Raw genomic sequence first — 23,094 nt, 5'->3', positions numbered from 1 at the left:
GCCGCCCGGTCGCCGGTCGCGCCATGCAATGAGGGTCTTTCCATGAACACGTTCCTGCGTGCCACCACGCTCGTCCTGCTCGGGTCGAGCGCGCTGGCTGCCGTCCCCGCATACGCCGAAGAGGCACCAGCCGCCGAAGCCGCTGCCGACGCAGAAGGTGGTGGAGGCCTCGATATCATGGTCACCGCCCGTCGCCGCAACGAGCGCATCCAGGACGTACCGGTGGCCGCGAATGCCTTCGGCGGCGAGCAGCTGGCCGCGACGCGCACCTACAACTTGCGCGACCTGCAGCAACTGACTCCCAGCCTCGTCGTCACCAACACCAACCCGCGCAACACCAGCATCAACATCCGCGGGCTGGGCAACAACGTCTCGGTCTACAACGACGGGCTGGAGCCGGCGGTCGGCGTCTATGTCGATCAGGTCTACCTCGCGCGGCCCGGACAGGCAGTGTTCGACCTCTCGGACGTGGAGCGCATCGAAGTGCTGCGCGGCCCGCAGGGCACGCTGTTCGGCAAGAACACGTCGGCGGGCGCGGTCGTCGTCACCACCAAGTCGCCGACGTTCGAGCCCGAGGCGGGCGGCGACGTGACCTTCGGAAACTACGATTTCCGGCAGGTCCACGCCTATGCCAGCGGCGCGCTGGTGGACGATCTGCTGGCCGCGCGCCTCTACGTCTCGAAGACCGACCGCGACGGCTACATGACCAACCGCTACGACGGTTCGGACACGCAGGACTACCACGATTTCGGCCTGCGCGGGCAGTTGCTGTTCACCCCCGCCAGCAATTTCAAGCTGCGCCTGATCGGTGACTATGGCCGCCAGCATTCCAAGACGGCGGCGGCAGTGTTGACCGACGTGCTGACCCAGTACGACAACGGCACGGCGTTCGCGAACAACTATTACGCCCGCGCCGCGCGCACCGGCTATACGCCGCTTCCGATAGATCCTTCGGCGCGGCAGGTCGATGTGGACGCCAACCCCCGCTACAAGATGAACCAGTGGGGCGTAACCTCGATCGCCGACCTCACCATCCCGGGCAATACGATCACCTCGGTCACCGCCTACCGCGCGTGGAACTGGTATCCGCACAACGACGGCGATTCCACCAGCCTCGATGCCGGCACCGACTTCCACCAGAGCAATGAGCAGCGTCAATTCAGCCAGGAACTGCGCATCGCCTCGGAAGGTACGCGCAAGGTCGATTACGTCGCGGGCCTCTACTACCTGTGGCAGGCAATCGATGCCGAGTCGCTGAATGCCTATGGCAGTGACGCCGCCGCATGGTTCGTGGCGCCCAGCGTGGACCGCACAGCCGCCGCAGCCGCACTCAACGGCTACACCATCCTCGGCCACTCGCGTCCTGTGACCAACAGCTACGCCGCCTTCGGTCAGACGATCTGGCACGTGACGCCCACGCTCGATCTCACCACGGGCCTGCGTTACACCTACGAGACCAAGACCGGCTGGTTCGAGCAGACCGCCACCGGCGCCAGTCTCGACGGGCTGACCACCGCGCAGCTTGCCGCCGCCAATACGATCCGCTCGCGCTACGGCATCGCCAATTCCTATTCCGCCAGCACGAAGGAAGGCCGCCTGTCCGGCTCGGCGACGCTGTCGTGGAAGGTCTCGCCCGATGCGCTGGTCTATGCGACCTATGGGCGCGGCCACAAGTTCGGCGGCCTCAACCTTGCCAACATCGTGACGACGGGCGCCTTCGCCGCCGATCCGGTCATCAAGCCCGAGACGATCGACAGCTACGAACTGGGCGTGAAGACCGCATGGTTCGGCAATAAACTGACCGCCAACCTCGCCGCGTTCTGGACCGACGACAGCGATTACCAGACTACCGTGGTCGATGTGGAGCGCAACAACCAGTCCTACTTCACCAACGTCGGCAAAGTTCGCACGCGCGGTTTCGAGGCGGACCTGCGCGCAAATCCGGCGCCGTGGCTCTCACTCTACGCCTCGGGCGCGTTCACCGATGCGAAGTACGTGGACTATCCCAATGCGCCGTGCCCGATCGAGGTCACCGGGCAGACCACCTGCGACCTTAGCGGGAAGCGCCTGCCGGGCGTGTCGAAGTGGGCGGCCTCGGCAGGCGGCGAGGCGCGTCAGGGGGTGGGATCTGTGCTGGGCCGCGATAGCGAAGTCTATTTCGGCGCGGACTATAGCTACCGCTCGGACTTCAACACCACCGCCAGCCTTTCGCGCTATTCGCTGATTCCCGGTTATTCGCTGGTCAACGCACGCATCGGCGTGCGGGCGCTGGACGGGGTGCTCGACATCCAGCTGTGGGCGCGCAACCTGACGGACAAGCTCTATTACCTGAGCCTGTCGGCAGGCAACACCGGTGCGGTCACCGGCACCCTGGGCGATCCTCGTACCTACGGTGTGACGCTCAGGACCAAGTTCTGAAATCCGGCATGAGCATCATTCAGCACTCCACCTGATCTGCGGAGAACCAGCACGGCTTTGAGCAGAGTTCAAAGCCGTGCAAGTGCGGGCAGCAACTTCGTCGATGCAGCGCTGCTGCTTCAGGAAATCGATGTATTCATGGCGCGCTCGGCAGAAACCTCAAACCCGTTCGACCGCCAGCGCCAGACCCATGCCCACGCCCACGCACAGCGTGGCGAGGCCGCGCCTGCCGCCGGTCTTCTCCAACTGGTGCACCAGCGTCAGCGCCAGCCGCGCACCCGACATGCCGAGCGGGTGGCCCAGCGCGATCGCGCCGCCGTTCGGGTTCACCTGCGGCGCATCATCGGCCAGACCCAGTTCGCGCATGACGGCAAGGCCCTGGCTGGCAAACGCCTCGTTCAGTTCGATCGCGTCGAAGTCTCCGATCGTCAGCCCCAGCCGCGCCAGCAGCTTGCAGGTAGCCGGAACCGGGCCGATGCCCATCACGCGCGGCTCCACCCCGGCCGAAGCCATGCCCAGGATACGTGCGCGCGGGGTCAGGCCGTGGGCCTTCACCGCCGCCTCGCTGGCGACGATCAGCGCCGCCGCGCCGTCGTTGATGCCCGAGGCATTGCCCGCCGTCACCGTCCCGCCCGGCTCGAACAGAGGCTTCAGGCGGGCGAGCGTCTCCAGCGTGGTGCCGCGCCGCAAATGTTCGTCCACCGAGACTTCCACCACGTCGCCGCTGCGGCGGCCGGGGACCGGGGTGGTGACGATCTCCTCGGCGAAGAAGCCGGATTCCTGCGCCGCCGCCGCGCGATCCTGACTGCGCAGCGCGAAGGCGTCCTGATCGGCGCGCGCAATGCCGAAGTCCTTCGCCACGTTCTCGCCGGTGCGCGGCATCGTCTCGGTGCCGTAGAGCGCATCGAGCACCGGGTTGACGAAGCGCCAGCCCATCGTCGTGTCTTCCAGCTTCTGGGCGCGGCCGAAGGCGCTGTCGGCCTTGCCCATCACGAAGGGAGCGCGCGTCATGCTCTCGACGCCGCCCGCGAAGGCCAGGTCCATCTCGCCCGCGACCACCGCCCGCGCCGCCGCGCCGACCGCTTCGAGGCCCGAGGCGCAGAGGCGGTTGAGCGTCACGCCCGGCACCGTATGCGGCAGGCCCGCCAGCAGCAGGCTCATGCGCGCGACGTTGCGGTTGTCCTCGCCCGACTGGTTGGCGCAGCCGTAGAACACTTCCTCCACCGCCGCCGGATCGAGGCCGGGATTGCGCGCCAGCAGCGCTTTCAGCGGAACCGCGCCCAGATCGTCGGCACGGATCGCGGCCAGACCGCCGCCGTAACGGCCGATGGGCGTGCGCACCGCGTCGCAGATATAGGCAGTTCCACTCATCGCTCGTCCTCGCTCGCTTTTTTCGCCGCTTAGCAAGCGGATGGGCGAGCGAGGGGCTTACGCGAGGCGCTCCGGGGGAATATCACAACCGGGAAAGATGGCGCGCGCAGACCGGCGCGTTTGCCTCTCCCGGCGGCATCCCGACAGTGCGTCCGGCCTGTCAGGCGCGGGCCGTGAGGGTTTGCGCTACGGTCGCATAAAAGAGGATGTCCATGGACCATCGCCCACGCTTCGCAGCGGCAATCGCCGCCGTCTCGCTCCTAGCCCTCGGCGCGGGCGGCCATGTCGGCGCGCAGGATGCGGATAGCGCGCAGAAGCCCGCCTCGGCCGCGACGCTGCGCTACTTCGAGGAGACAACCGCCAGCCTGCCGTGGAACGACAGGGAGGACTTCGACCTCGCCACGCGCGGCTTCGTCGCAGGCATTCCCGGCGGCGAGATCACAAAGTCCGACGGCAAGCGCATCCGCGACCTGAAGGAACTCGATATCTTCAAGGGCAAGCGCCCCGATACCGTGAACCCCAGCCTCTGGCGCAATGCGCAGTTGCTCTCGCAATCCGGCCTCTTCAAGGTGACCGACCGCGTCTATCAGGTGCGCGGGATCGAGCTGGCGAACCTGACGGTCGTGCTCGGCAAGACCGGCTATATCGTCATCGACACCCTGACCACGGTGGAGAGCGCGAAGGCGGCGATGGACCTCGTCCGCGCGAAGCTGGGCGACAAGCCGGTCATGGGCGTGATCTACACCCATTCGCACATCGACCACTTCGGCGGCGCGGCGGGCGTCATCAGCCCGGAGGAGGTCGCCGCGCGCAAGGTGCCGATCGTAGCGCCGGGCGGCTTCCTCAAGGAAGCGATCTCGGAGAACGTGATCGCCGGCCCGGCCATGAGCCGCCGCGCGATCTATGCGTTCGGGCACCTCATCGGCACCGGTCCCAAGGCCGACATCAGCGACGGCATCGGCCCGGCCTTCAACCGCCTCGGCAACGCGACCGGCGCGGTGCAGATGCTGCCGCCCACGCACGAAGTCACGAAGACCGGCGAGACGATGACGATCGACGGCGTCGATCTCGAATTCCAGTACATGCCCGATACCGAGGCGCCCGCCGAGATGGCGATCTACATGCCGCAGCTGCGCGTGCTGGACATGGCCGAGAACGCCAATTCCTCGCTCCACAACATCCTGACCCTGCGCGGCGCGCAGGTCCGCGATGCCAAGGCCTGGGCGGATGACCTGACCAAGTCCATCGCGCTTTATGGCGACCGGACTGACACGCTCATCACCTCGCACTTCTGGCCGCACTGGGGCAATGCGAAGATCCTCGACTACCTCGGCGCACACCGGGACATGTACAAGTATCTGCACGACCAGTCGGTGCGGATGATGAACGAAGGGATGACCGGCGAGGAGATCGCCGAGAACCTCAAGCTGCCGAAGCCACTGGCCGACCGCTGGTTCAATCAGGGCTATTACGGCACGCTCAGCCATGACGCCAAGGCGGTCTACCAGCGCTATCTCGGCTGGTACGACGGCAACCCGGCGAACCTCAACCCGCTGCCGCCCGAGGCCGTGGCGACCAAGTACGTCGAGGCAATGGGCGGGCCGGATGCGGTGCTGGCGCTGGGCCGCAAGGCGGTGGCGGCGGGCGATTACCGCTGGGCCTCGGAACTGCTCTCGCGCCTCGTCTTCGCGCAGCCGGAAAACCACGCCGCCAAGCTGGCGCTGGCCGACAGCCTCGAACAGCAGGGCTATCAGGCGACCAGCTCGATGTGGCGCAATGCCTTCCTCACCAGCGCCAAGGAACTGCGCGAGGGCGTGAAGACCGGCGGCTTCGATTCGGTCGCGGGCGCCATCCCGGCGATGCCGCTTTCGGACATCCTCGACCTGCTGGCGGTGCGCCTCGTGCCCGAGCGGGCGCTGGCGGCGCCGATGGCCTTCGACCTCGTGCTGGACGGCGTCGCGGAGCACGTGGAAATCCGCAACGGCGTGCTGATCCATCAGCCTATCGGCAAGGCTTCCGCGCAGAAGCTGGAACTGACGCGCGCGCAGCTCGTCGCGGCGATCACGAAGAAGCCGCAGGAAAGCGCACTGCCCGCCGACACGGCACAGCGCCTGAGCGCGTTCCTCGCGCTGGTGGAGGCGCCCAAGGGCACGTTCGGACTGGTGACCCCGAACCCCTGAACCACACCCCTCGTCATTGCGAGTGCAGCGAAGCAATCCAGGGCGATTTACGCGGCCCTGGATTGCTTCGCTTCGCTCGCAATGACGAAAGGGGAGAGGACACCATCATATCCGTGAATATGGCCCGGCCAAAGCGCCGGGCCTCCCCGCCCGAAGGGCGACGGGCCTAAGCCTCGTCCATGACCATCACCGTAACCCGTGACGGCGCCGCCGCCGTCGTCGCCTTCGACCGGCCCGCCGCGAAGAACGCCTTCACCATGGCGATGCGCGGGGAGTTCATCGCCGCCTTCGCCGATCTCGAAGCCGACCCCGGCGTGCGCGCGGTGGTGCTGACCGGCACCGGCGGCGCGTTCTGCTCGGGCGCGGACATCGGCGAGATGGGTGAGACCACCCCCGACGACTTCCTGCGCCGCATGCGCCAGCTTCACGCCATGGCCCGCGCGGTCGCCCGCTTCCCCGCGCCGGTCATCGCGGCGGTGGACGGGGTGTGCATCGGCGCGGCGTGGGGCTTCGCGCTGGCCGCTGACATCGTGCTCGCCAGCGAGCGTGCGCGCTTCGCCGCCACCTTCCGCCGCATCGGCTACGCCCCCGACGCCGGGCTTGCCTGGCACTTCCTGCACACCATCAACCCGATGCGCGCGAAGGAGATCGTCTATTCCGGCCGCGAGGTCCACGCGGCCGAGGCGCTGGAACTCGGCCTCGCGATGGAAGTGCTCGCCCCCGAGGCGCTGCTGCCGCGCGCGATGGAGCTGGCGCGGATGATCGCGGACGGCCCGGCCACCGCACTCCACCTCGCCAAGCGCCAGTTCGCCGCCGCGCCCGCGATGAGCTTTGAAAGCTTCCTCGACTTCGAGGCGGCGATGCAGCCGCTGCTCGGCCAGACCCGCGACCACCGCGATGCCGTAGCCGCCTTCCGCGACAAGCGCGCGCCCACCTTCAACGCCGGCTGACCGCCCGCGCATCCCTCTTCCATGGAGCCCACAATGATCCGTACCGAACAGACCGGCCCGATCCTGACGATCACTCTCGACAATCCCCCGGTCAATGCGCTGGGCGCCGCGTTGCGCAGCGGGCTGGCCAAGGCCATCGCCAGGGCCGCCGACGACATCTCCGTCGGCGCCATCATCGTCACCGGCAGCGGCAAGCTGTTCAGCGCGGGCGCGGACATTTCCGAATTCGGCAAGCCGCTCGCCGACCCGCAGCTGCCCGACGTCCTCGCCGCGATCGAGGCCTGCCCCAAGCCGGTCATCGCCGCGATCAACGGCACCGCGCTCGGCGGCGGCCTCGAAGTCGCGCTCGCCTGCCATTACCGCGTCGCACTGGCTTCGGCGAAGCTGGGCCTGCCCGAAGTGAAGCTCGGCATCCTGCCCGGCGCAGGCGGAACCCAGCGCCTGCCGCGTCTCGTCGGCGTCGAGGCGGCGCTGAAGATGATCGTCTCGGGCGATCCGGTGTCCGTCGCCAAGGCGCTCGCCAGCGGCCTCGTCGACAAGGTCGTCGAGAACGCCGCTGACCTGCTCACCGCCGCCGCCGGCTTTGCCGACAGTCCTGCCCGCCCGACCGGCGAGCGCGCCGTCTCGGGCGACGCCGCTGCTGCGGATGCCTTCGCCGCCGCCAACCCGCGCCTGTTCAAGGGCTTCACCGCACCCACTGCCTGCGTCGAGGCGGTAAAGGCCGCCGCCACCTTGCCGCTGACCGAAGGCATGGCGGTGGAGCGCCGCCTGTTCCTCGAACTCGTCGCGGGCGATCAGTCCAAGGCCCTGCGCCACGCCTTCTTCGCCGAGCGCGCCGCCGCCAAAGTGGACGATCTGCCCAAGGACACGGTGAAGCGCGACATCGCGCGCGTCGGCATCATCGGCGCGGGCACGATGGGCGGCGGCATCGCCATGAACTTCCTCTCGGCGGGCTTGCCGGTCACCATGGTCGAGACCAATGCCGAGGCGCTGGAGCGCGGTGCCGCGCTGATCCGCAGCAATTACGAAGCCACCGCCGCCAAGGGCCGCCTCACCACCGATCAGGTCGAGGCCGCGATGGCGCTGCTGACGCCCACGCTCGAATTCGGCGCGGTGGGCGAATGCGACCTCGTGATCGAGGCCGTGTACGAGAACATGGACGTCAAGAAGCAGGTCTTCGGCCGCCTCGACGCGGTGGCCAAGCCCGGCGCGATCCTTGCCTCGAACACCTCGTACCTAGACGTGGACGCGATCGCCGCCTGCACCTCGCGGCCCGAGGACGTGCTGGGAATGCATTTCTTCTCGCCCGCCAACGTCATGAAGCTGGTCGAAGTGGTGCGCGGCGCCAAGACCGCGCCCGACGTGCTCGCCACGGTGATGGCGCTCGGCCAGAAAGTCGGCAAGGTGCCGGTGGTCGCGGGCGTGTGCTACGGCTTCATCGGCAACCGCATGCTGATCCCGCGCCAGGACAACGCCCTCGCCCTCGTCATGGAAGGCGCCAGCCCCGAGCAGGTGGACAAGGTCCACACCGATTTCGGCATGCCGATGGGCCCGTTCCAGATGACCGACCTTGCGGGCGTGGATATCGGCTGGCACCGCGACGAGACGCGCATCGACAACCTCAAGGACGCATTGTGCGCGCAGGGCCGCTGGGGCCAGAAGACGAAGGCCGGCTTCTACGACTACGACGCAAACCGCAAGCGCAGCACCTCCCCCGTCGTCGCCGCGCTGATCGAGGAGTTCCGGGAGCGTGAAGGCATCACCCCGCGCGCCATCTCGGACGAGGAGATCGTCGCGCGCACGCTCTACACGATGGTCAACGAAGGTGCGCTGATCCTGGAGGAAGGCATCGCCCAGCGTTCGTCCGACATCGACGTGGTGTGGCTCTACGGCTATGGCTGGCCGCGCTGGACCGGCGGCCCGATGTTCTGGGGCGAGCGCGAAGGCTTCGCCAAGATCGTCGCCGGACTGGAGCACTACACGGACCGCATGCCCGAAAGTTTCTCCATCGCCCCGCTGCTGCGCAGCCCCCAGCCCGAGCCGGTCGCATGACGGGCAGCTTCGCCTTCTCCTACGGCCCGCGCCTCGTCAGCGGCGCGGGCAGCGCCGATCGCATCGCCGATCTGCTGCCCGAAGGCCCGGTGCTGTTCGTCACCGATGCGATGATCGTGAAGCTCGGCCTTGCCGGCGGCGCGCTGGCAGCGCTGGCCGCCTCGGGCCGGGACGTGACGATCTTCTCCGAAGTCGAGGCCGATCCCTCGCGCGCCACGCTGGAGGCCGTGGTCGCACGCGGCCGCGAATGCGGCGCGGTAAGCGTCGTCGGCTTCGGCGGCGGCAGCCCGATGGACATCGCCAAGCTGGCCGCCTACCTGCTCGGCTCGGGCGACGATCTCGACGCGATCTGGGGCGTCGGCAATGCGCGCGCCAAGGGCCTGCCGCTGGTGCTGGTGCCGACGACGGCGGGCACCGGCTCGGAAGCCACCCCCGTCTCGATCATCACGCTTCCGGGGGACGAGAAGCGCGGCGTATCCTCGGCCGCGCTGGTCGCCGGGCATGCGGTGCTCGACCCGGCGCTGACGCTCGGCCTGCCGCGCCCCGTCACCGCCGCCACCGGCATGGACGCGATGGTCCACGCGATCGAGGCCTATACCTCGGCGCATCTCAAGAACCCTATGTCCGACCTGCTCGCCCGCGAAGCGCTGCGCCTGCTCGCCGCCAACCTGCTCCCCGCCTGCGAGGAGCCGGGCAACATGGCCGCGCGCGAGGCGATGCTGCTGGGCGCGCATCTGGCGGGGGTGGCGTTCTCCAACGCCCCGGTCGCAGGGGTCCACGCCCTCGCCTATCCGCTCGGCGGGCGCTTCCATGTGCCGCATGGCCTTTCAAACGTGCTGATGCTGCCGCATGTGCTGGGCTTCAATATGAGCGCGGCGATGCCGCTCTATGCCGAGCTTGGCCCACTGGTCGATCCGGCGCTGGAGGGTCTCGGCCAGCAGGCGCAGGCACAGGGCCTGCTCGAAGCGCTGCGCGATATGGCCGAAAAGGCCGGGATGCCCGCGCAGCTGGCCGCCGTGGGCGTGAGCGCCGACGACCTCGACCAGCTCGCCGCCGACGCGATGCTGCAGGAACGCCTGCTGAAGAACAACCCGCGCCCGATCACGCTGGATGACGCGCGCAAACTCTACGAGGCCGCCCTTTGAGCCGCGAACCCCTGCGCCCGCGCAGCGCCTACCGCCACTTCACCCCGATCAGCACCCGCTGGCATGACAACGACGTCTACGGCCACGTCAACAACGTGGTCTACTATTCGTGGTTCGACACCGCCGTGAATTCCTGGCTGATCGAGGTCGGCCTGCTCGACATCGAGAACGGCAACCCGATCGGCCTCGTGGTGGAGACCGGCTGCCGCTACGCCGCCTCGGTGGAGTTCCCGCAGAAGGTCGAAGTCGGCCTGAAAGTCGCGCGCCTCGGTTCGAGCAGCGTGACCTACCACCTCGGCATCTTCGTCGAGGGGGCACAGGAACCGGCGGCGGAAGGACACTTCACCCACGTCTACGTCGACCGCGACACCCGCCGCCCGACCCCGCTGCCCGAGGCGTGGCGGGCGGTGCTGCAGGGGATTGGCTGAGTATTTGGCTCGGGTTTGACGACATTGCGCTGTGGAGGCATATTTCTCGCGTCAATATATCGTCGAAAGGGTGCTGATGCAGGTCATCCGCTGGGGCAACAGTCTGGCGATCTGCCTGCCTACCGCCGTTGTCGAGACGTTGGCTCTCAAAGAGGGCGACGACATCGAGGTCCGCGTTTCGGACGACCGGGCACTTACCGTTGACCGCGCCGCCAGCCGCGCCGCCGCTCTCGAACACATTCGCCGCCTACGCCGCACCTGGCCTCCGGGGTGGACCTTCGATCGGGAGGACGCCAACGAGCGCGACTGCTGAGACGTAAGATGGCTCCAGGCATTATCGGGGTCATACAACCGTGCCATTACAGCCATGGCCAGCGATGAGATTCGAACTCGCATCTCACATTGTGGGGACCGCCTCTAAGTAACAGTATTCGCCATTCTCCTACTCTGAGCGGCGATCTTTGATGTGGATTTCGGTCAGGCCGCCCGCGCCGCTTTGCAGACACTGGCCCATTGTGACAGAGTTCAGAATGCGCTTGTTCGTTGCATCGATCGTCATCTTATTCGTCGTTGCTTGCGGCAAAGCCGATCGTCCTGAAATTGAGAAAATCGAGATCAGGCAATCAGGCTGGCAATCTGAGGATGTGACCATAGCCTCCACGGGCCTCGGCAATTATCATATCAGCGAGCCTTACCCCGAAGGGCAAAGTGGCACCTTCAAAATGACGCACGAGCAGTTCGTGAGCTTGTTATCCAGTCTTGAGCCGTACCGGGCCGAAGCAGAACCTTATACCGACGAGAGCGCTTTGCGCTTTATCAAGAACCCGTGCCCACCCAGAGTGCCTCGTATAACGGACGCGGGTGCCATGCATATACGGTGGAGAGGCCCGGAGTACGACATGCACTTCCTGATGGATTTCGGATGCGATCCCAAGCGTCATGCGACACGGAATAGCCAACTGCGCCGTACCTTCGAACAGTTGCCGCTGCCGCGTTACTGAACGCTAGAACACTCAAAGCCGTCCTTCACCCCCGCTCCGGCGCCCGCTTCAGCGCCGCGTAGAGCAGCCCCGCGCCCAGCGGGCCGAACACCACCGCCATCGTCGTCAGCGCCAGGTTCAGGCCCTTGGCGCCGTAGACGTGGTCGGTCATCAGCCCCACCAGCACCGAGCCGAAGGCGCCGCCCGTCAGGTTCACCAGCGCCATGTAGAGCCCGGTGTAGAGCCCGCGCAGCGTCGGCGGCACCACTGCCACGATCAGCACGAAGATGGAGGCGACCGACATCGAACTCACGAACAGGTTCGCGTAGGACATGAACACCGCCAGCCCCACCGTCGGCACGATCGGGCCGAGGATGGTGGTCACGCTCAGCACCGCCATCGAGGTGAAGGTCAGCCAGTACGCCGCCTTGCCGCCGAAACGCTTGCGCAGCCACGCATGGTAGGGATGAACCGCCAGGCACCCGGCGATCCCGGCCAGCAGGAACGCCGGGCCGTAGCTCGTCGCCACCAGCGCGGGTGTCATCGCGTAGGAGCGCATCAGCATCGCCGGATACCAGTTGAGCAGCCCGTAATTGTTCATCGACCACGAGACGATGCCCAGCGCCAGCAGCGTTATCAGCGTGCGGTTCTCGCGCGCAAAGGCCAGCGCCTCGCCCTTGGCAGGCGCAGCGGCGGCGCGCTGCGCGGCACCGTGATCGCGCACCGTGGTCTGCACCAGCAGCGCCACCAGGAGGCCCGGCACCGCGAGCAGCAGGAAGACCACGCGCCACGGCTCTGCGGTGTCGATCAGCGGCAGGTCATAGGGCCCGGCCGCGCTGAACTTGCCCAGCAGGTGCGCGCCCAGCATCATCGCCATGCCGCCACCGACGTAGAGCCCGGTGGTGAACAGCCCGATCGGCTTCTGCACCTTGTCCTGCGGGAAGCGGCTGGAGATGATGCCGATCGCCGCCGGGTTCAGCCCCGCCTCGCCCACGCCCACGAACATGCGCGCCAGGAACAGCGTCACGAAGCCGGTGGCGAACCCGCTCGCCGCCGTGGCGATCGACCAGACGAGGATGCAGGCGGCAAGGATCGTCACCCGCCGCCCCTTGTCGAGCATACGGCCGATGAACACCCCGCCGAACACGTAGAGCACCGCGAAGGCCATGCCGGTCACCGCGCCGATCTCGGCGTCGTTCAGCGCCAGATCGCCCTTGATCGCCTCCACCAGGAAGCTGAGGATCACGCGGTCGATGTAGCCCAGCACCGAGACGGAGAAGAGAATGGCGACGACGTACCAGTCGTAACCGCCCACCTCGCGAGAGGAGGCAGGCGCGCTCGCCGGTTGCATCGTGGTTGCCATGTTCTTCTCCCGACCCGTTATTGTAGCGCTATAGCCGCGATCAGCGGCCCTGGAACACCGGCGCGCGCTTTTCCTTGAAGGCGGCGATGGCTTCCTTCGAATCCTCGGTCTTCGACAACGCGTTGGTGTTGTTCTGCTCGTAGCGGTAGCCGTCGCGCAGGGTCATGTTCTCGATCGTGCGCATGGAATCCTTGGCGAGCCGCGTCGCCATCGGGCTCTTGGAGGCGATGCTGCGCGCCATCTCCATGACCCAGGGCATCAGTTCCTCGACCGGAAGGCACGCCTCGATCACGCCGCGGCGATAGAGTTCCGCCGCAGGCGCGCGCCAGCCCGTCAGCATCATGCGGCGCACCATCGAATGCGGCAGAATGCGCGCGGCGTGCTTGCCGCCGCCCATCAGGCCCACGTCCACCTCGGGCAGCCCGAACACGGCGGTTTCGGAAGCGACGATGATGTCGCAGCTCGCCGCCAGCCCCAGCCCGCCGCCGAGCGCCGGGCCATTGACCGCCGCGATCACCGGCTTGTTGCACTCGATGATGGCATAGCTCGATTCGCGCACCGCGCGGTTGCGCTTCCAGGTGGCGCCGGGGGCGGAGACGTCGGGCCGGTTCTTGAGGTCGGCACCGGCGGAAAAGCACTTGCCCGCGCCGGTCAGCACCGCCACGCGCACGTCGTCGCGGTCGCTGATCTCGTCGAAGGCATCGGCGAGGCCGTGGATCATCTCCATCGACTGCGCATTGACGGGGGCATTGTCCATCGTGACCACGGCGACATAGTCGGCCACTTCGAGTCTGATCGTCATTTCGGCATCCTCAGGTTTGGCGGCCATCTAGCCGCAACTGCGGCCCTCCCGTCGCGCATCGGCAGCCCGCGCGCGGGAGAATCCCATATGCGATGAGGCTCACTCCACATCCGCAGCATCGCCCGCGTCGCCGAAGGCGGACCAGCCCCCGTCCACCGGCACGATCGTGCCCGTCATGTAGCCCGCACGCGGCGAGGCGAGGAAGGCAATGGCGTCGGCGATCTCCTCCGGCCGTCCGAGCCGCCCCAGCGGAATGCGCCGCCGCACGCCGCGCAGCGAGCGCTTGCCCTCGGCCTCCAGCGCCATGACGCCGGGAGTGGCGATGTAGCCGGGGGCAACGGCATTCACCCGCACCCCATGCTGCGCCCATTCGCAGGCGAGCTGGCGCGTCATCGCCTCCACCCCCGCCTTGGCCGCGCAATAGCTGTTGCGGCGGGGCAGCCCGCCACGCGCCGCGATCGAGGAGAGGTTGACGATGGCGCCGCCGCCCTGCCCCCGCATCACCCGCGCCGCCGCCGTGGCGAGCCGCAGCGGGGCGACGAGGTTGATCGCAAGGCCACGCTCGAAGGCGGCGAGCGTCTGTTCGGTGGTCGGCTGGAAATCGTCGGCGATGGCGGCGTTGTTGACCAGCACGTCGATCCAACCATGCTGCGCAGCAATAGCCTCGATGACGGCGACCAGCGCGGCCTCGTCCGTGATGTCGAGCACATGCCCCTCGCGCCCCTCGGGCAACGCGCCAAGTTCGCGGTCGAGCACGATCACCCGCGCACCGTCTGCCGCGAAACGGTCCGCCGTGGCCGCACCGATGCCGCGCGCACCGCCGGAAATCACCACCACCGGGCGGTCACGCTGCGGCGCTGCGGGCGCCTCTGCCGTGGCCGCCGCTGCGGTGCCGCCATAGGCAGAATAGCCACCATCCACCGCGATGCTGCCGCCGGTGACGTAAGCGTTGCCGGCCGCCCATACGATCGCCTCCGCCACGTCGGCCGGGCGCGCCATGCGGCCCAACGGGATGCGCGCGGCCACCGTGGCGGGATCGACCTGTCCTTCGGCCACCAACGCCTCGACGATCTCGGTCGCGACGTAGCCCGGCAGCACCGCGTTGACGCGCACCCCGTGCTGCGCCCACTCGCAGGCAAGCGCGCGGGTGAAGCCGAGGATCGCCGCCTTCGACATCGCATAAGGCGTACGCCCCGCGATCGCCTGCAACGCGATGCCCGAGGAGAGATTCACGATCGCGCCAGACCCGCGCGCGATCATGCCGCGCCCCGCCTCTCGCGCCAGAAGGTAGCTTCCGGTGAGGTTCACCCGCAGGAGCCGCTCCACCGTCGCGGCATCGAGGTCGAGCGCGGAGGTGCCTGCCGGATCGACGATCCCGGCGTTGTTCACCAGCACGTCGATCCCGCCATGCTGCGCAGCAATCTCCGCCACGCCCGCGACCACGGCGGCCTCGTCGGCCACGTCGAGCACCAATGCCTGATGCGGCGCGCCGAGATCGGCCGCCGCGCGCCGGACCGCCCCGGCATCGCGATCGGCGAGCACCACGGTATCGCCGCGCGCCGCGAACAGCCGCGCCGTGGCAAGGCCGATCCCGGCCGCCGCGCCCGTCACCAGCACCACTCGTACACCGTGCCGCTCCATCGTCTTCTCCCGTTCTCGTGTTCGCGTCAGCGAAGCACCGCGGCGGCGGCGCCTCAACCCGGCTCCGGCGCGGCGCCACGGCTATCACCTATGGGATAAGGCGGCGGCCCGGGCGGCGCCCGCTTGGGCGCGCGCGGCGGCCGGTCCAAGGCTGCGGTCATTCATTAGGGAGACCATCATGTCGCAACGACTGTCGGGGCGCGTCGCGCTCGTCACCGGGGCTTCGCGCGGGCTGGGCCGCGCCATTGCCGAACTCTTTGCTGCACAGGGCGCCGCCGTCGCCGTGCTCGATCTCAAGGAGCATTGGGCGCAGGCCGTCGTCGACGGCATCACCGCGCAGGGCGGCCGCGCCATCGCCATCGGCTGCGACGTGTCGGATCGCGACGCGGTGCAGGCGGCAGTGGCCCGTACGGTAGAGGAACTCGGCGGGCTCGACGTGACCGTCAGCAGCGCGATGTGGAACAAGTACGAGCCGATCGCGGACATCACCCCCGAGACGCTGGCACGCATGTCGGGCGTGGGCTTCGACGGCATCGTGTGGATGACGCAGGCGGCGGCGCCCTTCATGGCGCAGCGCGGCGGCGGATCGATGATCAACATCGCTTCGGTCTCGGCGCTCAAGGGCATGGTCAATGCGCTGCTCTACTGCGGCATCAAGGCGGGCGTCGGCGGGCTGACCCGCGCGGCCTCGGTGGAACTGGGCGCGCAGGGCATCCGCGTGAACGCGATCTCGCCCGCGACGGTGGCGACCGAAGGCGTGCTCTCGATGCTGGATGACGAGGCACTGGCGCAGCGCAAGGCGCGCATTCCGCTGGGCCGCCTGGGCGAGACCGACGACATCGCGCAGACGGCGCTGTGGCTGGCCTCGGCGGACTCGGCGTTCGTTTCAGGGCAGATGATTACGGTGGACGGCGGGCTGGCGAACGCGATCCTTTGACAGCTCGTCATTGCGAGCGAAGCGAAGCAATCCAGGACAGTTCCGCACCGCCCTGGATTGCTTCGCTTCGCTCGCAATGACGAAACTCATCCCGTCACCCTGAAACAAGTTCAGGGTGACGGAGCTTTGGGAGAAGGGCCTCCCCTCCCGCTCACAGCCAGCCCGGATCGACCTCCAACACCTCACCCCCGGCCGTGCAGCATGCCAGCCATGCGCCCACGCGCGGCAGTTCGCAGGCGGTGAAGTAACGCAATGCCGCTGTCGTGCCCGCCGCGATCCGCGCGCCCTTGCCGCGCGCAGCCAGCGCGAGGTCGAGCCAGATCCAGCCCACTACGGCATGCCCGAAAGCGAAGAGGAACGGCGTCGCCACCTCCAGTGCCCTCTGGGAGCCGCGCAGCATTTCGAGTGCGGCATCGACCTCGGCCCACGCCGCCCTCAGCGCTTCGGTCTCCGCAGCGAAGCCGTCCGCCGCAGCCAGCGTCGCCGCGATCCGCGCCTTGAGCACCGCCAGCCCCTCGCCGCCCTTCAGCAGCTTGCGGGCCAGCAGGTCGATGGCCTGAATGTCGGTCGTGCCTTCGTGGATCGGGTTGAGGCGATTGTCGCGGTAGACCTGCTCGACGTCGAAGTCGCGGGTGTAGCCGTAGCCGCCGTGGACCTGGATCGCCATGGCATTGGCCTCCAGCCCCATTTCGGACGAGAACGTCTTCACCACCGGCGTCAGCAGCGCCAGCAGCGCCGCGCTGTCGGCATCGTCCGCGTCGACCAGCCGCGCGGCGTAGAGGCACAGCGCCAGCGCGCCCTCGCCCAGCGCCTTCTGCGCCAGCAGCATGCGCCGCACCGCCGCGTGCGCGATGATCGGCACCGAGGCGCCATCGCTCCCGCGCCCTTGCAACCGCTCCTGCGCGTACGTCAGCGCATGGCCATAGCCCCGGCACGCCAGCGCCGCCGCACCGAGGCCGACCGAGATACGCGCCTCGTTCATCATCATGAACATCTGGCGCAGGCCCTGCCCTTCCGCGCCGACCAGCCAGCCGGTGGCGCCGCCGTTCTCGCCGAACGCCAGCAGGCAGTTGGGGATCGCCCGGTAGCCCATCTTGTGATTGAGCCCCGCCACCGCGACGTCGTTGCGCATGCCATCGGGCAGCACGCGCGGCACGATGAACAGCGAGAGGCCCGCCGTCCCCTCGGGCAACGCGCCGTCTGCGCCCGCGACTTTCGCCAGCACGAGATGGACGATGTTGCCGCCCACGTCATGCTCGCCGCCCGAGATCCACATCTTCGAGCCGACCAGCCGGTAGCGGCGGCCGAGATCATCCTCGCCCTCGAACGTCGCGCGGGTGCGCACGACGCCGAGGTCGGACCCGGCCTGCGGTTCGGACAGGCACATCGTCCCCAGCCACGCGCCCGCGATCTGCGGACGCGCGAAGGCATCGACTTGCGCAGGACTGCCGAACTCGGCGATCAGCCGCGCGTTGGCGACGGTCAGCATCGCGTAGGAGGACGTGGCGATGTTCGCCGCCGCGAACCATGCGAAGCTGGCGCAGCTCACCACGAACGGCAGGCCGTGGCCGCCCAGCGCCTCGGGAAAGCCCGCGCCGAACAGGCCCAGCTCGGCATATTCGCCCAGCGCCACGCGCACTTCGGGGTGGACGGTGACGCCCTGCGGGCCGACTTGCGGCTCCTGCGCGTCACCCGCCTTGAAGTGCGTCAGGAAGCGTTCGCGCGCCAGCGTTTCCGACAGGTCGAGCACGGCGTCCACCGTATCGCGCTCGGCAAGCGCCCCGACCTTGAGCCAGTCGTGCAGGCACAGGTCGAGGAATTCGCGGTCGAGCAGGCACGTCATGACTGCAGCAACACCAGCGCGTCGAGCGGCACCACGCCTTCACCCTCGGGCATGACCTTGAGCGGGTTGATGTCCACCCCGGCAAGGCGACCGTCGTTGGCGGCAGCGAAGCGCGACAGAGCGGCAAGGCTCTCGGCCAGCGCGGCGATGTCCGAAGGGGCTGCGCCGCGCACGCCCTGCAGCACTTTGCCTGCCGTGGTCTCGGCGATCATGCGGCGCGCCTCCTCGGCATCGAAGGGCACGGCGCGGAAAGTCACATCCTTGAGCACTTCCACCAGCACCCCGCCGAGGCCGAACATCACCACCGGGCCGAGCGTCGGATCGACGCTGACGCCCGCGATCACCTCGACCCCGCCCGCAATCATCGGCGCGATCAGCACGCCTTCGATCATGGCACCCGGCATCGCGGTGCGGGCGCGTTCGAGCACCAGCGCGCTTGCCTCGCGCACGGCGGCGGCGTCCTTGAGGCCCACCACGACGCCGCCCACTTCGGTCTTGTGGGCGATATCGGGCGAGCAGATCTTGACCACCACCGGATAGCCGATCGCGTCGGCCGCCGCCGCCGCCTCATCGGGCGTGGCGGCAAGGCGCTCGTCGGGGAACGGCATCCCGGCCTCGGCCAGCACCTGCTTGGCGGCGCGCTCGCTGAGCGTGCCGCTGGCGGTCAGCGGGGCAGGCAAGGCGGGGAGCGCCGGGCGCTCGGCACGCGCAGCCGCAAAGCTCTCGGCAAAGCGCGCCACCGCGCCGAGCGCGCGGGTGAGCGCGACGCTGTCCTCGAACACCAGGAAGCCACGTTCCTCATAGGCGCGCACGACTTCGGGCGGCGCGCTCATGGTGACGGCGCGGATCAGGCCCTCGCCGCCCGGCCCTGCCGCCTCCAACGCCTCGGCCAGCCGTGCGGAATAGCTGGGCAGTGCGGGCGTGGTGCCCAGGATCGCGACGAAGATGTCATAGCCGCCCTGCTCCAGCACGACCTGGATATAGCGCGTCATCAGCGGCAGGTCGGTCATCGCCTGCGCGGTCGCGTCGATCGGGTTGACCGGCGAGGCGTAAGGCAGCAGCGCCTTCAGTTCCGCCTGCGCCCCGGCGGGCATCGGGGTGACGGCAAGCCCGGCCTCGTCGCCGTCGTCGGCCATCTGGATGCCGAGGCCGCCCGACATCGAGAAGATGCCCAGCTTGTTCCCGCCCGGCAGGCCCGCCCGGGCCACGGCGTAGGCGATGTCGAGTTGCTCCGCCGTGCTGCGCGCGCGGTGGACGCCGAACTGGCGGCAGATCGCGTCGAACACGCCGTCGGAGCCCGCCAGCGCGGCGGTATGGCTGCCCACCGCATGCGCGCCCACTTCAGAGCGGCCGACCTTGAGCAATACCACCGCGATGCCGCGCTTGCGCGCAAGGTTGAGCGCCTCGAAGAACACCGCGCGGTTCCGCACGCCCTCGGCATAGGCCATGACGACCTTCACGCCTTCGCGGTCGATCACCCAGCGCAGCGCCTCGGCCATGTCGACGTCGCATTCGTTGCCGGTCGTGATCCAGTGACGGATGCCGAGGCCGCGATTGCGTGCCAGCTGCGCGATGTGCGAGCCGTAGGCGCCGCTCTGCGAGACGATCGCCACCGGGCCGGGTTCGAGGAACCCGTCGTCGAGCATCACCGAGAAGGTGCCGTAGTAGCCGATCGAACTGTCCGCCGCGCCAAGGCAGTTGGGGCCGAGCAGGCGCAGCCCTCCGGCGCGGGCGATGGCGACGATGCGCGCCTGTTCCTCGCGGCCTTCCTCGCCCATCTCGGCGAACCCGGCGGCGAAGATGATCGCGGCTTTCACGCCTTTCGCGACGCAGTCCTCCACCGCCGCGCGGGTGGCGGCGGCGGGCACGGCGAGGAGCGCGAGGTCGGGCACTTCGGGCAGCGCGGCGACCGAAGGCCAGGCCTGCTCGCCCTGCACCGTCTCGCGCTTGGGGTTCACCGGGTAGACGCGGCCCTGATAGCCGCTGGCGCGCAGATAGCGCAGCGGGCGTCCGCCGATCCGCGCGGCATCGTCCGAGGCGCCGACCAGCGCGATCGAGCGCGGCGCGAACAGCGCGTCGAGGCCGCCGGTTGCCGTTTGCGCTCCGGGCCGGATGTCTTCGCAGGTCGTCACGTCGGCTTTTCCTCTCACATTCGTTCGAGGCGAAGCCTTGTCACGGGCCCTCGCGCGTCGGTATCGTCAAGGCGCCAACGCGCCCTGTTTCATATCCGTGATATGACGCCTGGACATGAACACGCTCACCTTGAACGGTCATCAGGCACCCTTTTTCGTCATTGCGAGCGCAGCGAAGCAATCCAGGGCGGTGAGCGTTGCCCTGGATTGCTTCGCTCCGCTCGCAATGACGAATGGAAGGGCCACCGCGCGGCCGCCATCCCATCCGTGATAAGCGCCGCCGCGCGCCGACCGGCCCGGGATATCAGCCTTGTGATATTCCCCTCCGGACCCGCCCCGCAGATTGAACGAAACGCCCCGAGCGCGGACTTGAGTGTCCCGTCACGAAGCATGCTGCGCAGCATCTGCCGCTTGCGAACCGCGACGTGAGAGAACAAGGCGCATCGCGCCGGGGCCAGATAACAAGGCGCGAGTGAGCGCCACGGTTTGTGGGAGAAGAAGAGTGAAGATGTCCTCGATCATCAAGTGCGGCCTGCTCGCGACCAGTGCAGGGCTGGCGTTCGCCATCGCACCTGCCGCCATGGCGCAGGATGCCGCCGCCGACAGCGCCTCTTCTTCGGCCAATGACTCTGGCGCCCTCGACACCATCGTCGTCACCGCCACCAAGCGCGGCCAGGCCTCCAACGTGCAGGACGTGCCTTTCGCCGTCACCGCATTCGGCGCCGCGCAGCTTGAGGAACAGCACTTCACCACGCTGCAGTCGCTCAGCTACAACATGCCCAACGTGCAGCTGAACGCGGTCGGCACGACGCCGGGCTATGCCAACTTCTCGATCCGCGGCCTCGGCATCAACTCCTCGATCCCCTCGATCGACCCGACCGTGGGCGTCTTCGTCGACGGCGTGTACCTTGGCGTCAGCGCCGGTGTCGTGTTCGGCAACTTCGACATCGAGGGCCTCGAAGTGCTGCGCGGTCCGCAGGGCCTGCTGTTCGGCCGCAACGTGACCGGCGGCGCCATGGTGATCCGCACCACCACGCCAAAGGACACCTTCTCCGCCGACGTGCGCGCCTCGGTCTCGTCCGGCCCCGAATACAAGATCAGCGGCACCGTGACAGGCCCGATCGTGCAGGACAAGATCTCGGCCAAGCTGGCAGTCTACTACGACAAGGACACCGGCTATTACGTCAACGACTACAACAACAACCACGATCTCGGGAAGAACCGCACGCTGATCGTGCGCCCGGCCCTGCGCTTCACGCCGATCGACGGGTTCGAGTCCGTGTTCCGCTACGAATACGGCAAGTACGACGGCGACGGCGCGGTGGCGAGCAACCACGGCCTCAACCCGCGCGACAGTTTCAAGGTGAACATCGACGAAGAAGGCTTCGCGCATAACTACTGGCACTTCGGGTCCAACGAAACCAACATCGATACCGCATTCGGTGACGGCAAGATCACCAACATCATGGCCTACCGCGAATATAATGCGCGCGTGTTCAACGACATCGACGCCTCGCCGTCCTATGCGTTCCACTCGGGCAACACCACGCATCAGAAACAGATGAGCGAGGAACTGCGCTGGGCCGGCACCTTCGGCAAGGTCGACGTGACCACCGGCCTGTACTACTTCACGCAGCGCATCGACTACAAGGAACAGCGCAAGCTTTCCAACGGCACCCGCACCCTGTCGGGCGGCGGCATCCAGAACCAGGACACCTACGGCATCTTCGCCTCGGCCGACTGGCACTTCACCGATACGCTGACGCTGAACGTGGGCGCGCGCTACACCGCCGAGACCAAGGCGGTGAAGGTCGCCAACCTGACCGCGACCGGCTGCGACTACGAGGCGCAGACCTGCAACTACACCTTCAACGACAAGCACACCTGGAAGGGCCTGACCCCGCGCGTCGGCATGCAGTGGCAGCCCGATCCCGAAACGCAGGTCTACGGCTTCTGGTCGAAGGGCTTCCGCTCGGGCGGCTACAACTTCCGCAACGTCTACACCCAGGTCGATCCCGGCCCGTTCAACGACGAAGTCCAGAACTCCTATGAAATCGGCGTGAAGAAGGATCTCTTCGGCATCGCCCGCATCAACCTCGCGGCGTTCTGGAACACCATCGACAACGTCCAGCGCGAGATCCAGATCCCCGTCGTGGGCGTGGGCACCGCGCAGATCATCACCAACTCGGCCGACGCGCGCATCCGCGGCCTGGAAGGCGAACTGACGCTGAAGCCCGGCGCCGGCTTCACCCTGGCGGGCCAGTTCGGCTATACCGAGGGCAAGTACACCGACGTGTTCTACGACCTCAACAACGACGGCGTCATCAACGACACCGACTACAACCTGAAGCTTCCACGCCTGTCGCCCTGGAGCTACGGCGGCTCGATCGCGTGGACCGGCCAGTTCGGCGACTTCGGCCTCGACGCCCGCGTCGCCGCGAACTACCGCGACGCCGACTGGTACAACGACGCCAATACCGGCCTGATGCGCGCGGCCACCATGGTCGATGCCAACATCGCGGTGCGCTACGACAACTACTCGATCTCGTTCTACGGCACCAACCTGCTGAACGAGGCCACCTTCGGCGCCGAGGCCCCGCTGGCGTTCTTCAGCGGCTCCACCTTCTCGCCGCTCAACAAGGGCCGCGTCTACGGCGTGGAGGTCTCGGCCAAGTTCTGAGGCCGACGACGCCAAGGCCGGCGGGTTTTGCACCCACCAACTGCCCGCCGGCCGGCTTTTGAATACCCACGACCCACCTGTGCTATCCATTCCGCTCTTGCTGAGCCTGTTCAAGCATGCGGATTCCGGGATTATCGCGCGCACCATTCCGAATTGATGGCGCGCAGGATTC

Annotated in this window: 16 protein-coding genes; 10 read left to right on the top strand and 6 right to left on the bottom strand. The window is 67.9% G+C overall.

The features are described from left to right. Window positions 1-42 precede the first annotated feature (42 nt). The gene (locus QRN25_RS22060) at window positions 43-2,418 is read left to right on the top strand and encodes a TonB-dependent receptor (protein WP_285021388.1); all 2,376 of its coding nucleotides are present in this window, start codon (window positions 43-45) and stop codon (window positions 2,416-2,418) included. Between the two features lie 159 nt (window positions 2,419-2,577). Here QRN25_RS22060 and pcaF read toward each other — a convergent pair whose 3' ends face one another. Beyond that, a complete protein-coding gene (gene pcaF / locus QRN25_RS22055; protein ID WP_285021386.1) occupies window positions 2,578-3,789 on the bottom strand; it encodes a 3-oxoadipyl-CoA thiolase in 1,212 nt (403 codons plus the stop codon). 212 nt (window positions 3,790-4,001) lie between these two features. On the opposite strand from pcaF, the gene QRN25_RS22050 reads away from it, so the two are divergent. The 7 genes from QRN25_RS22050 to QRN25_RS22020 all read left to right on the top strand — a co-directional run bounded on the left by QRN25_RS22050 (window position 4,002) and on the right by QRN25_RS22020 (window position 11,545). Further along, window positions 4,002-5,969, top strand: a complete 1,968-nt coding sequence (locus tag QRN25_RS22050) for an alkyl/aryl-sulfatase (protein ID WP_285021384.1) — start codon at window positions 4,002-4,004, stop codon at window positions 5,967-5,969. A gap of 179 nt (window positions 5,970-6,148) precedes the next feature. Next, the gene (locus QRN25_RS22045; protein ID WP_285021382.1) at window positions 6,149-6,919 is read left to right on the top strand and encodes an enoyl-CoA hydratase/isomerase family protein; all 771 of its coding nucleotides are present in this window, start codon (window positions 6,149-6,151) and stop codon (window positions 6,917-6,919) included. Window positions 6,920-6,952: 33 nt separating this feature from the next. Then, the gene (locus QRN25_RS22040; RefSeq protein ID WP_285021381.1) at window positions 6,953-8,971 is read left to right on the top strand and encodes a 3-hydroxyacyl-CoA dehydrogenase NAD-binding domain-containing protein; all 2,019 of its coding nucleotides are present in this window, start codon (window positions 6,953-6,955) and stop codon (window positions 8,969-8,971) included. Next, the gene (locus QRN25_RS22035; RefSeq protein WP_285021380.1) at window positions 8,968-10,116 is read left to right on the top strand and encodes an iron-containing alcohol dehydrogenase; all 1,149 of its coding nucleotides are present in this window, start codon (window positions 8,968-8,970) and stop codon (window positions 10,114-10,116) included. The genes QRN25_RS22040 and QRN25_RS22035 overlap by 4 nt, the downstream gene beginning before the upstream one ends. Then, window positions 10,113-10,544, top strand: coding sequence for an acyl-CoA thioesterase (locus QRN25_RS22030; protein ID WP_285021379.1), 432 nt, complete (start codon window positions 10,113-10,115; stop codon window positions 10,542-10,544). Before QRN25_RS22035 ends, QRN25_RS22030 begins: the two co-directional genes overlap by 4 nt. Window positions 10,545-10,575: 31 nt before the next feature. Further along, on the top strand, window positions 10,576-10,857 hold the full coding sequence (locus QRN25_RS22025; protein WP_285021378.1) for an AbrB/MazE/SpoVT family DNA-binding domain-containing protein: 282 nt from the start codon (window positions 10,576-10,578) through the stop codon (window positions 10,855-10,857). Window positions 10,858-11,074: 217 nt separating this feature from the next. Further along, on the top strand, window positions 11,075-11,545 hold the full coding sequence (locus QRN25_RS22020) for a hypothetical protein (protein ID WP_285021376.1): 471 nt from the start codon (window positions 11,075-11,077) through the stop codon (window positions 11,543-11,545). Window positions 11,546-11,570: 25 nt separating this feature from the next. Here the strand turns inward: QRN25_RS22020 and QRN25_RS22015 are convergent, their stop codons facing one another. The 3 genes from QRN25_RS22015 to QRN25_RS22005 all read right to left on the bottom strand — a co-directional run bounded on the left by QRN25_RS22015 (window position 11,571) and on the right by QRN25_RS22005 (window position 15,330). Further along, a complete protein-coding gene (locus QRN25_RS22015) occupies window positions 11,571-12,887 on the bottom strand; it encodes an MFS transporter (protein ID WP_285021375.1) in 1,317 nt (438 codons plus the stop codon). A 40-nt stretch (window positions 12,888-12,927) separates the two neighbouring features. After that, window positions 12,928-13,689 (bottom strand): enoyl-CoA hydratase/isomerase family protein, encoded by a 762-nt coding sequence (locus QRN25_RS22010; RefSeq protein ID WP_271183682.1) that lies wholly within the window; start codon window positions 13,687-13,689, stop codon window positions 12,928-12,930. Window positions 13,690-13,788: 99 nt separating this feature from the next. Next, entirely contained in the window at window positions 13,789-15,330 is a 1,542-nt protein-coding gene (locus tag QRN25_RS22005) for an SDR family oxidoreductase (protein ID WP_285021373.1), read from the bottom strand. Between the two features lie 178 nt (window positions 15,331-15,508). Between QRN25_RS22005 and QRN25_RS22000 the strand changes: the two genes are divergently transcribed. Further along, the gene (locus QRN25_RS22000; protein WP_285021372.1) at window positions 15,509-16,267 is read left to right on the top strand and encodes an SDR family NAD(P)-dependent oxidoreductase; all 759 of its coding nucleotides are present in this window, start codon (window positions 15,509-15,511) and stop codon (window positions 16,265-16,267) included. 151 nt (window positions 16,268-16,418) lie between these two features. Here the strand turns inward: QRN25_RS22000 and QRN25_RS21995 are convergent, their stop codons facing one another. Then, window positions 16,419-18,110, bottom strand: coding sequence for an acyl-CoA dehydrogenase family protein (locus tag QRN25_RS21995; protein ID WP_285021370.1), 1,692 nt, complete (start codon window positions 18,108-18,110; stop codon window positions 16,419-16,421). Further along, entirely contained in the window at window positions 18,107-20,242 is a 2,136-nt protein-coding gene (locus QRN25_RS21990; RefSeq protein WP_285021368.1) for an acetate--CoA ligase family protein, read from the bottom strand. Before QRN25_RS21990 ends, QRN25_RS21995 begins: the two co-directional genes overlap by 4 nt. A gap of 508 nt (window positions 20,243-20,750) precedes the next feature. Between QRN25_RS21990 and QRN25_RS21985 the strand changes: the two genes are divergently transcribed. Then, complete coding sequence (locus tag QRN25_RS21985) at window positions 20,751-22,922, top strand: TonB-dependent receptor (RefSeq protein ID WP_285021440.1); 2,172 nt, start codon at window positions 20,751-20,753, stop codon at window positions 22,920-22,922. Window positions 22,923-23,094 lie beyond the last annotated feature (172 nt).

The organism is Novosphingobium sp. fls2-241-R2A-195 (genome assembly GCF_030209485.1).
Classification (GTDB): Bacteria; Pseudomonadota; Alphaproteobacteria; order Sphingomonadales; family Sphingomonadaceae; genus Novosphingobium; species Novosphingobium resinovorum.
The sequence above is the reverse complement of the archived record's forward strand: the minus strand, read 5'-3'. Positions and strand labels throughout refer to the sequence as shown.

What these genes read in the sequence shown, in the direction of transcription:
- QRN25_RS22020 (WP_285021376.1), top strand. Translation starts at nt 11,075, where the DNA reads ATGCGCTTGTTCGTTGCATCGATCGTCATCTTATTCGTCGTTGCTTGC.
- QRN25_RS22050 (WP_285021384.1), top strand. Translation starts at nt 4,002, where the DNA reads ATGGACCATCGCCCACGCTTCGCAGCGGCAATCGCCGCCGTCTCGCTC.
- QRN25_RS22000 (WP_285021372.1), top strand. Translation starts at nt 15,509, where the DNA reads ATGTCGCAACGACTGTCGGGGCGCGTCGCGCTCGTCACCGGGGCTTCG.
- QRN25_RS22010 (WP_271183682.1), bottom strand. Translation starts at nt 13,689, where the DNA reads ATGACGATCAGACTCGAAGTGGCCGACTATGTCGCCGTGGTCACGATG.
- QRN25_RS22005 (WP_285021373.1), bottom strand. Translation starts at nt 15,330, where the DNA reads ATGGAGCGGCACGGTGTACGAGTGGTGCTGGTGACGGGCGCGGCGGCC.
- QRN25_RS22060 (WP_285021388.1), top strand. Translation starts at nt 43, where the DNA reads ATGAACACGTTCCTGCGTGCCACCACGCTCGTCCTGCTCGGGTCGAGC.
- pcaF (WP_285021386.1), bottom strand. Translation starts at nt 3,789, where the DNA reads ATGAGTGGAACTGCCTATATCTGCGACGCGGTGCGCACGCCCATCGGC.
- QRN25_RS22035 (WP_285021380.1), top strand. Translation starts at nt 8,968, where the DNA reads ATGACGGGCAGCTTCGCCTTCTCCTACGGCCCGCGCCTCGTCAGCGGC.
- QRN25_RS22040 (WP_285021381.1), top strand. Translation starts at nt 6,953, where the DNA reads ATGATCCGTACCGAACAGACCGGCCCGATCCTGACGATCACTCTCGAC.
- QRN25_RS21995 (WP_285021370.1), bottom strand. Translation starts at nt 18,110, where the DNA reads ATGACGTGCCTGCTCGACCGCGAATTCCTCGACCTGTGCCTGCACGAC.
- QRN25_RS21985 (WP_285021440.1), top strand. Translation starts at nt 20,751, where the DNA reads ATGTCCTCGATCATCAAGTGCGGCCTGCTCGCGACCAGTGCAGGGCTG.
- QRN25_RS22015 (WP_285021375.1), bottom strand. Translation starts at nt 12,887, where the DNA reads ATGGCAACCACGATGCAACCGGCGAGCGCGCCTGCCTCCTCTCGCGAG.
- QRN25_RS22045 (WP_285021382.1), top strand. Translation starts at nt 6,149, where the DNA reads ATGACCATCACCGTAACCCGTGACGGCGCCGCCGCCGTCGTCGCCTTC.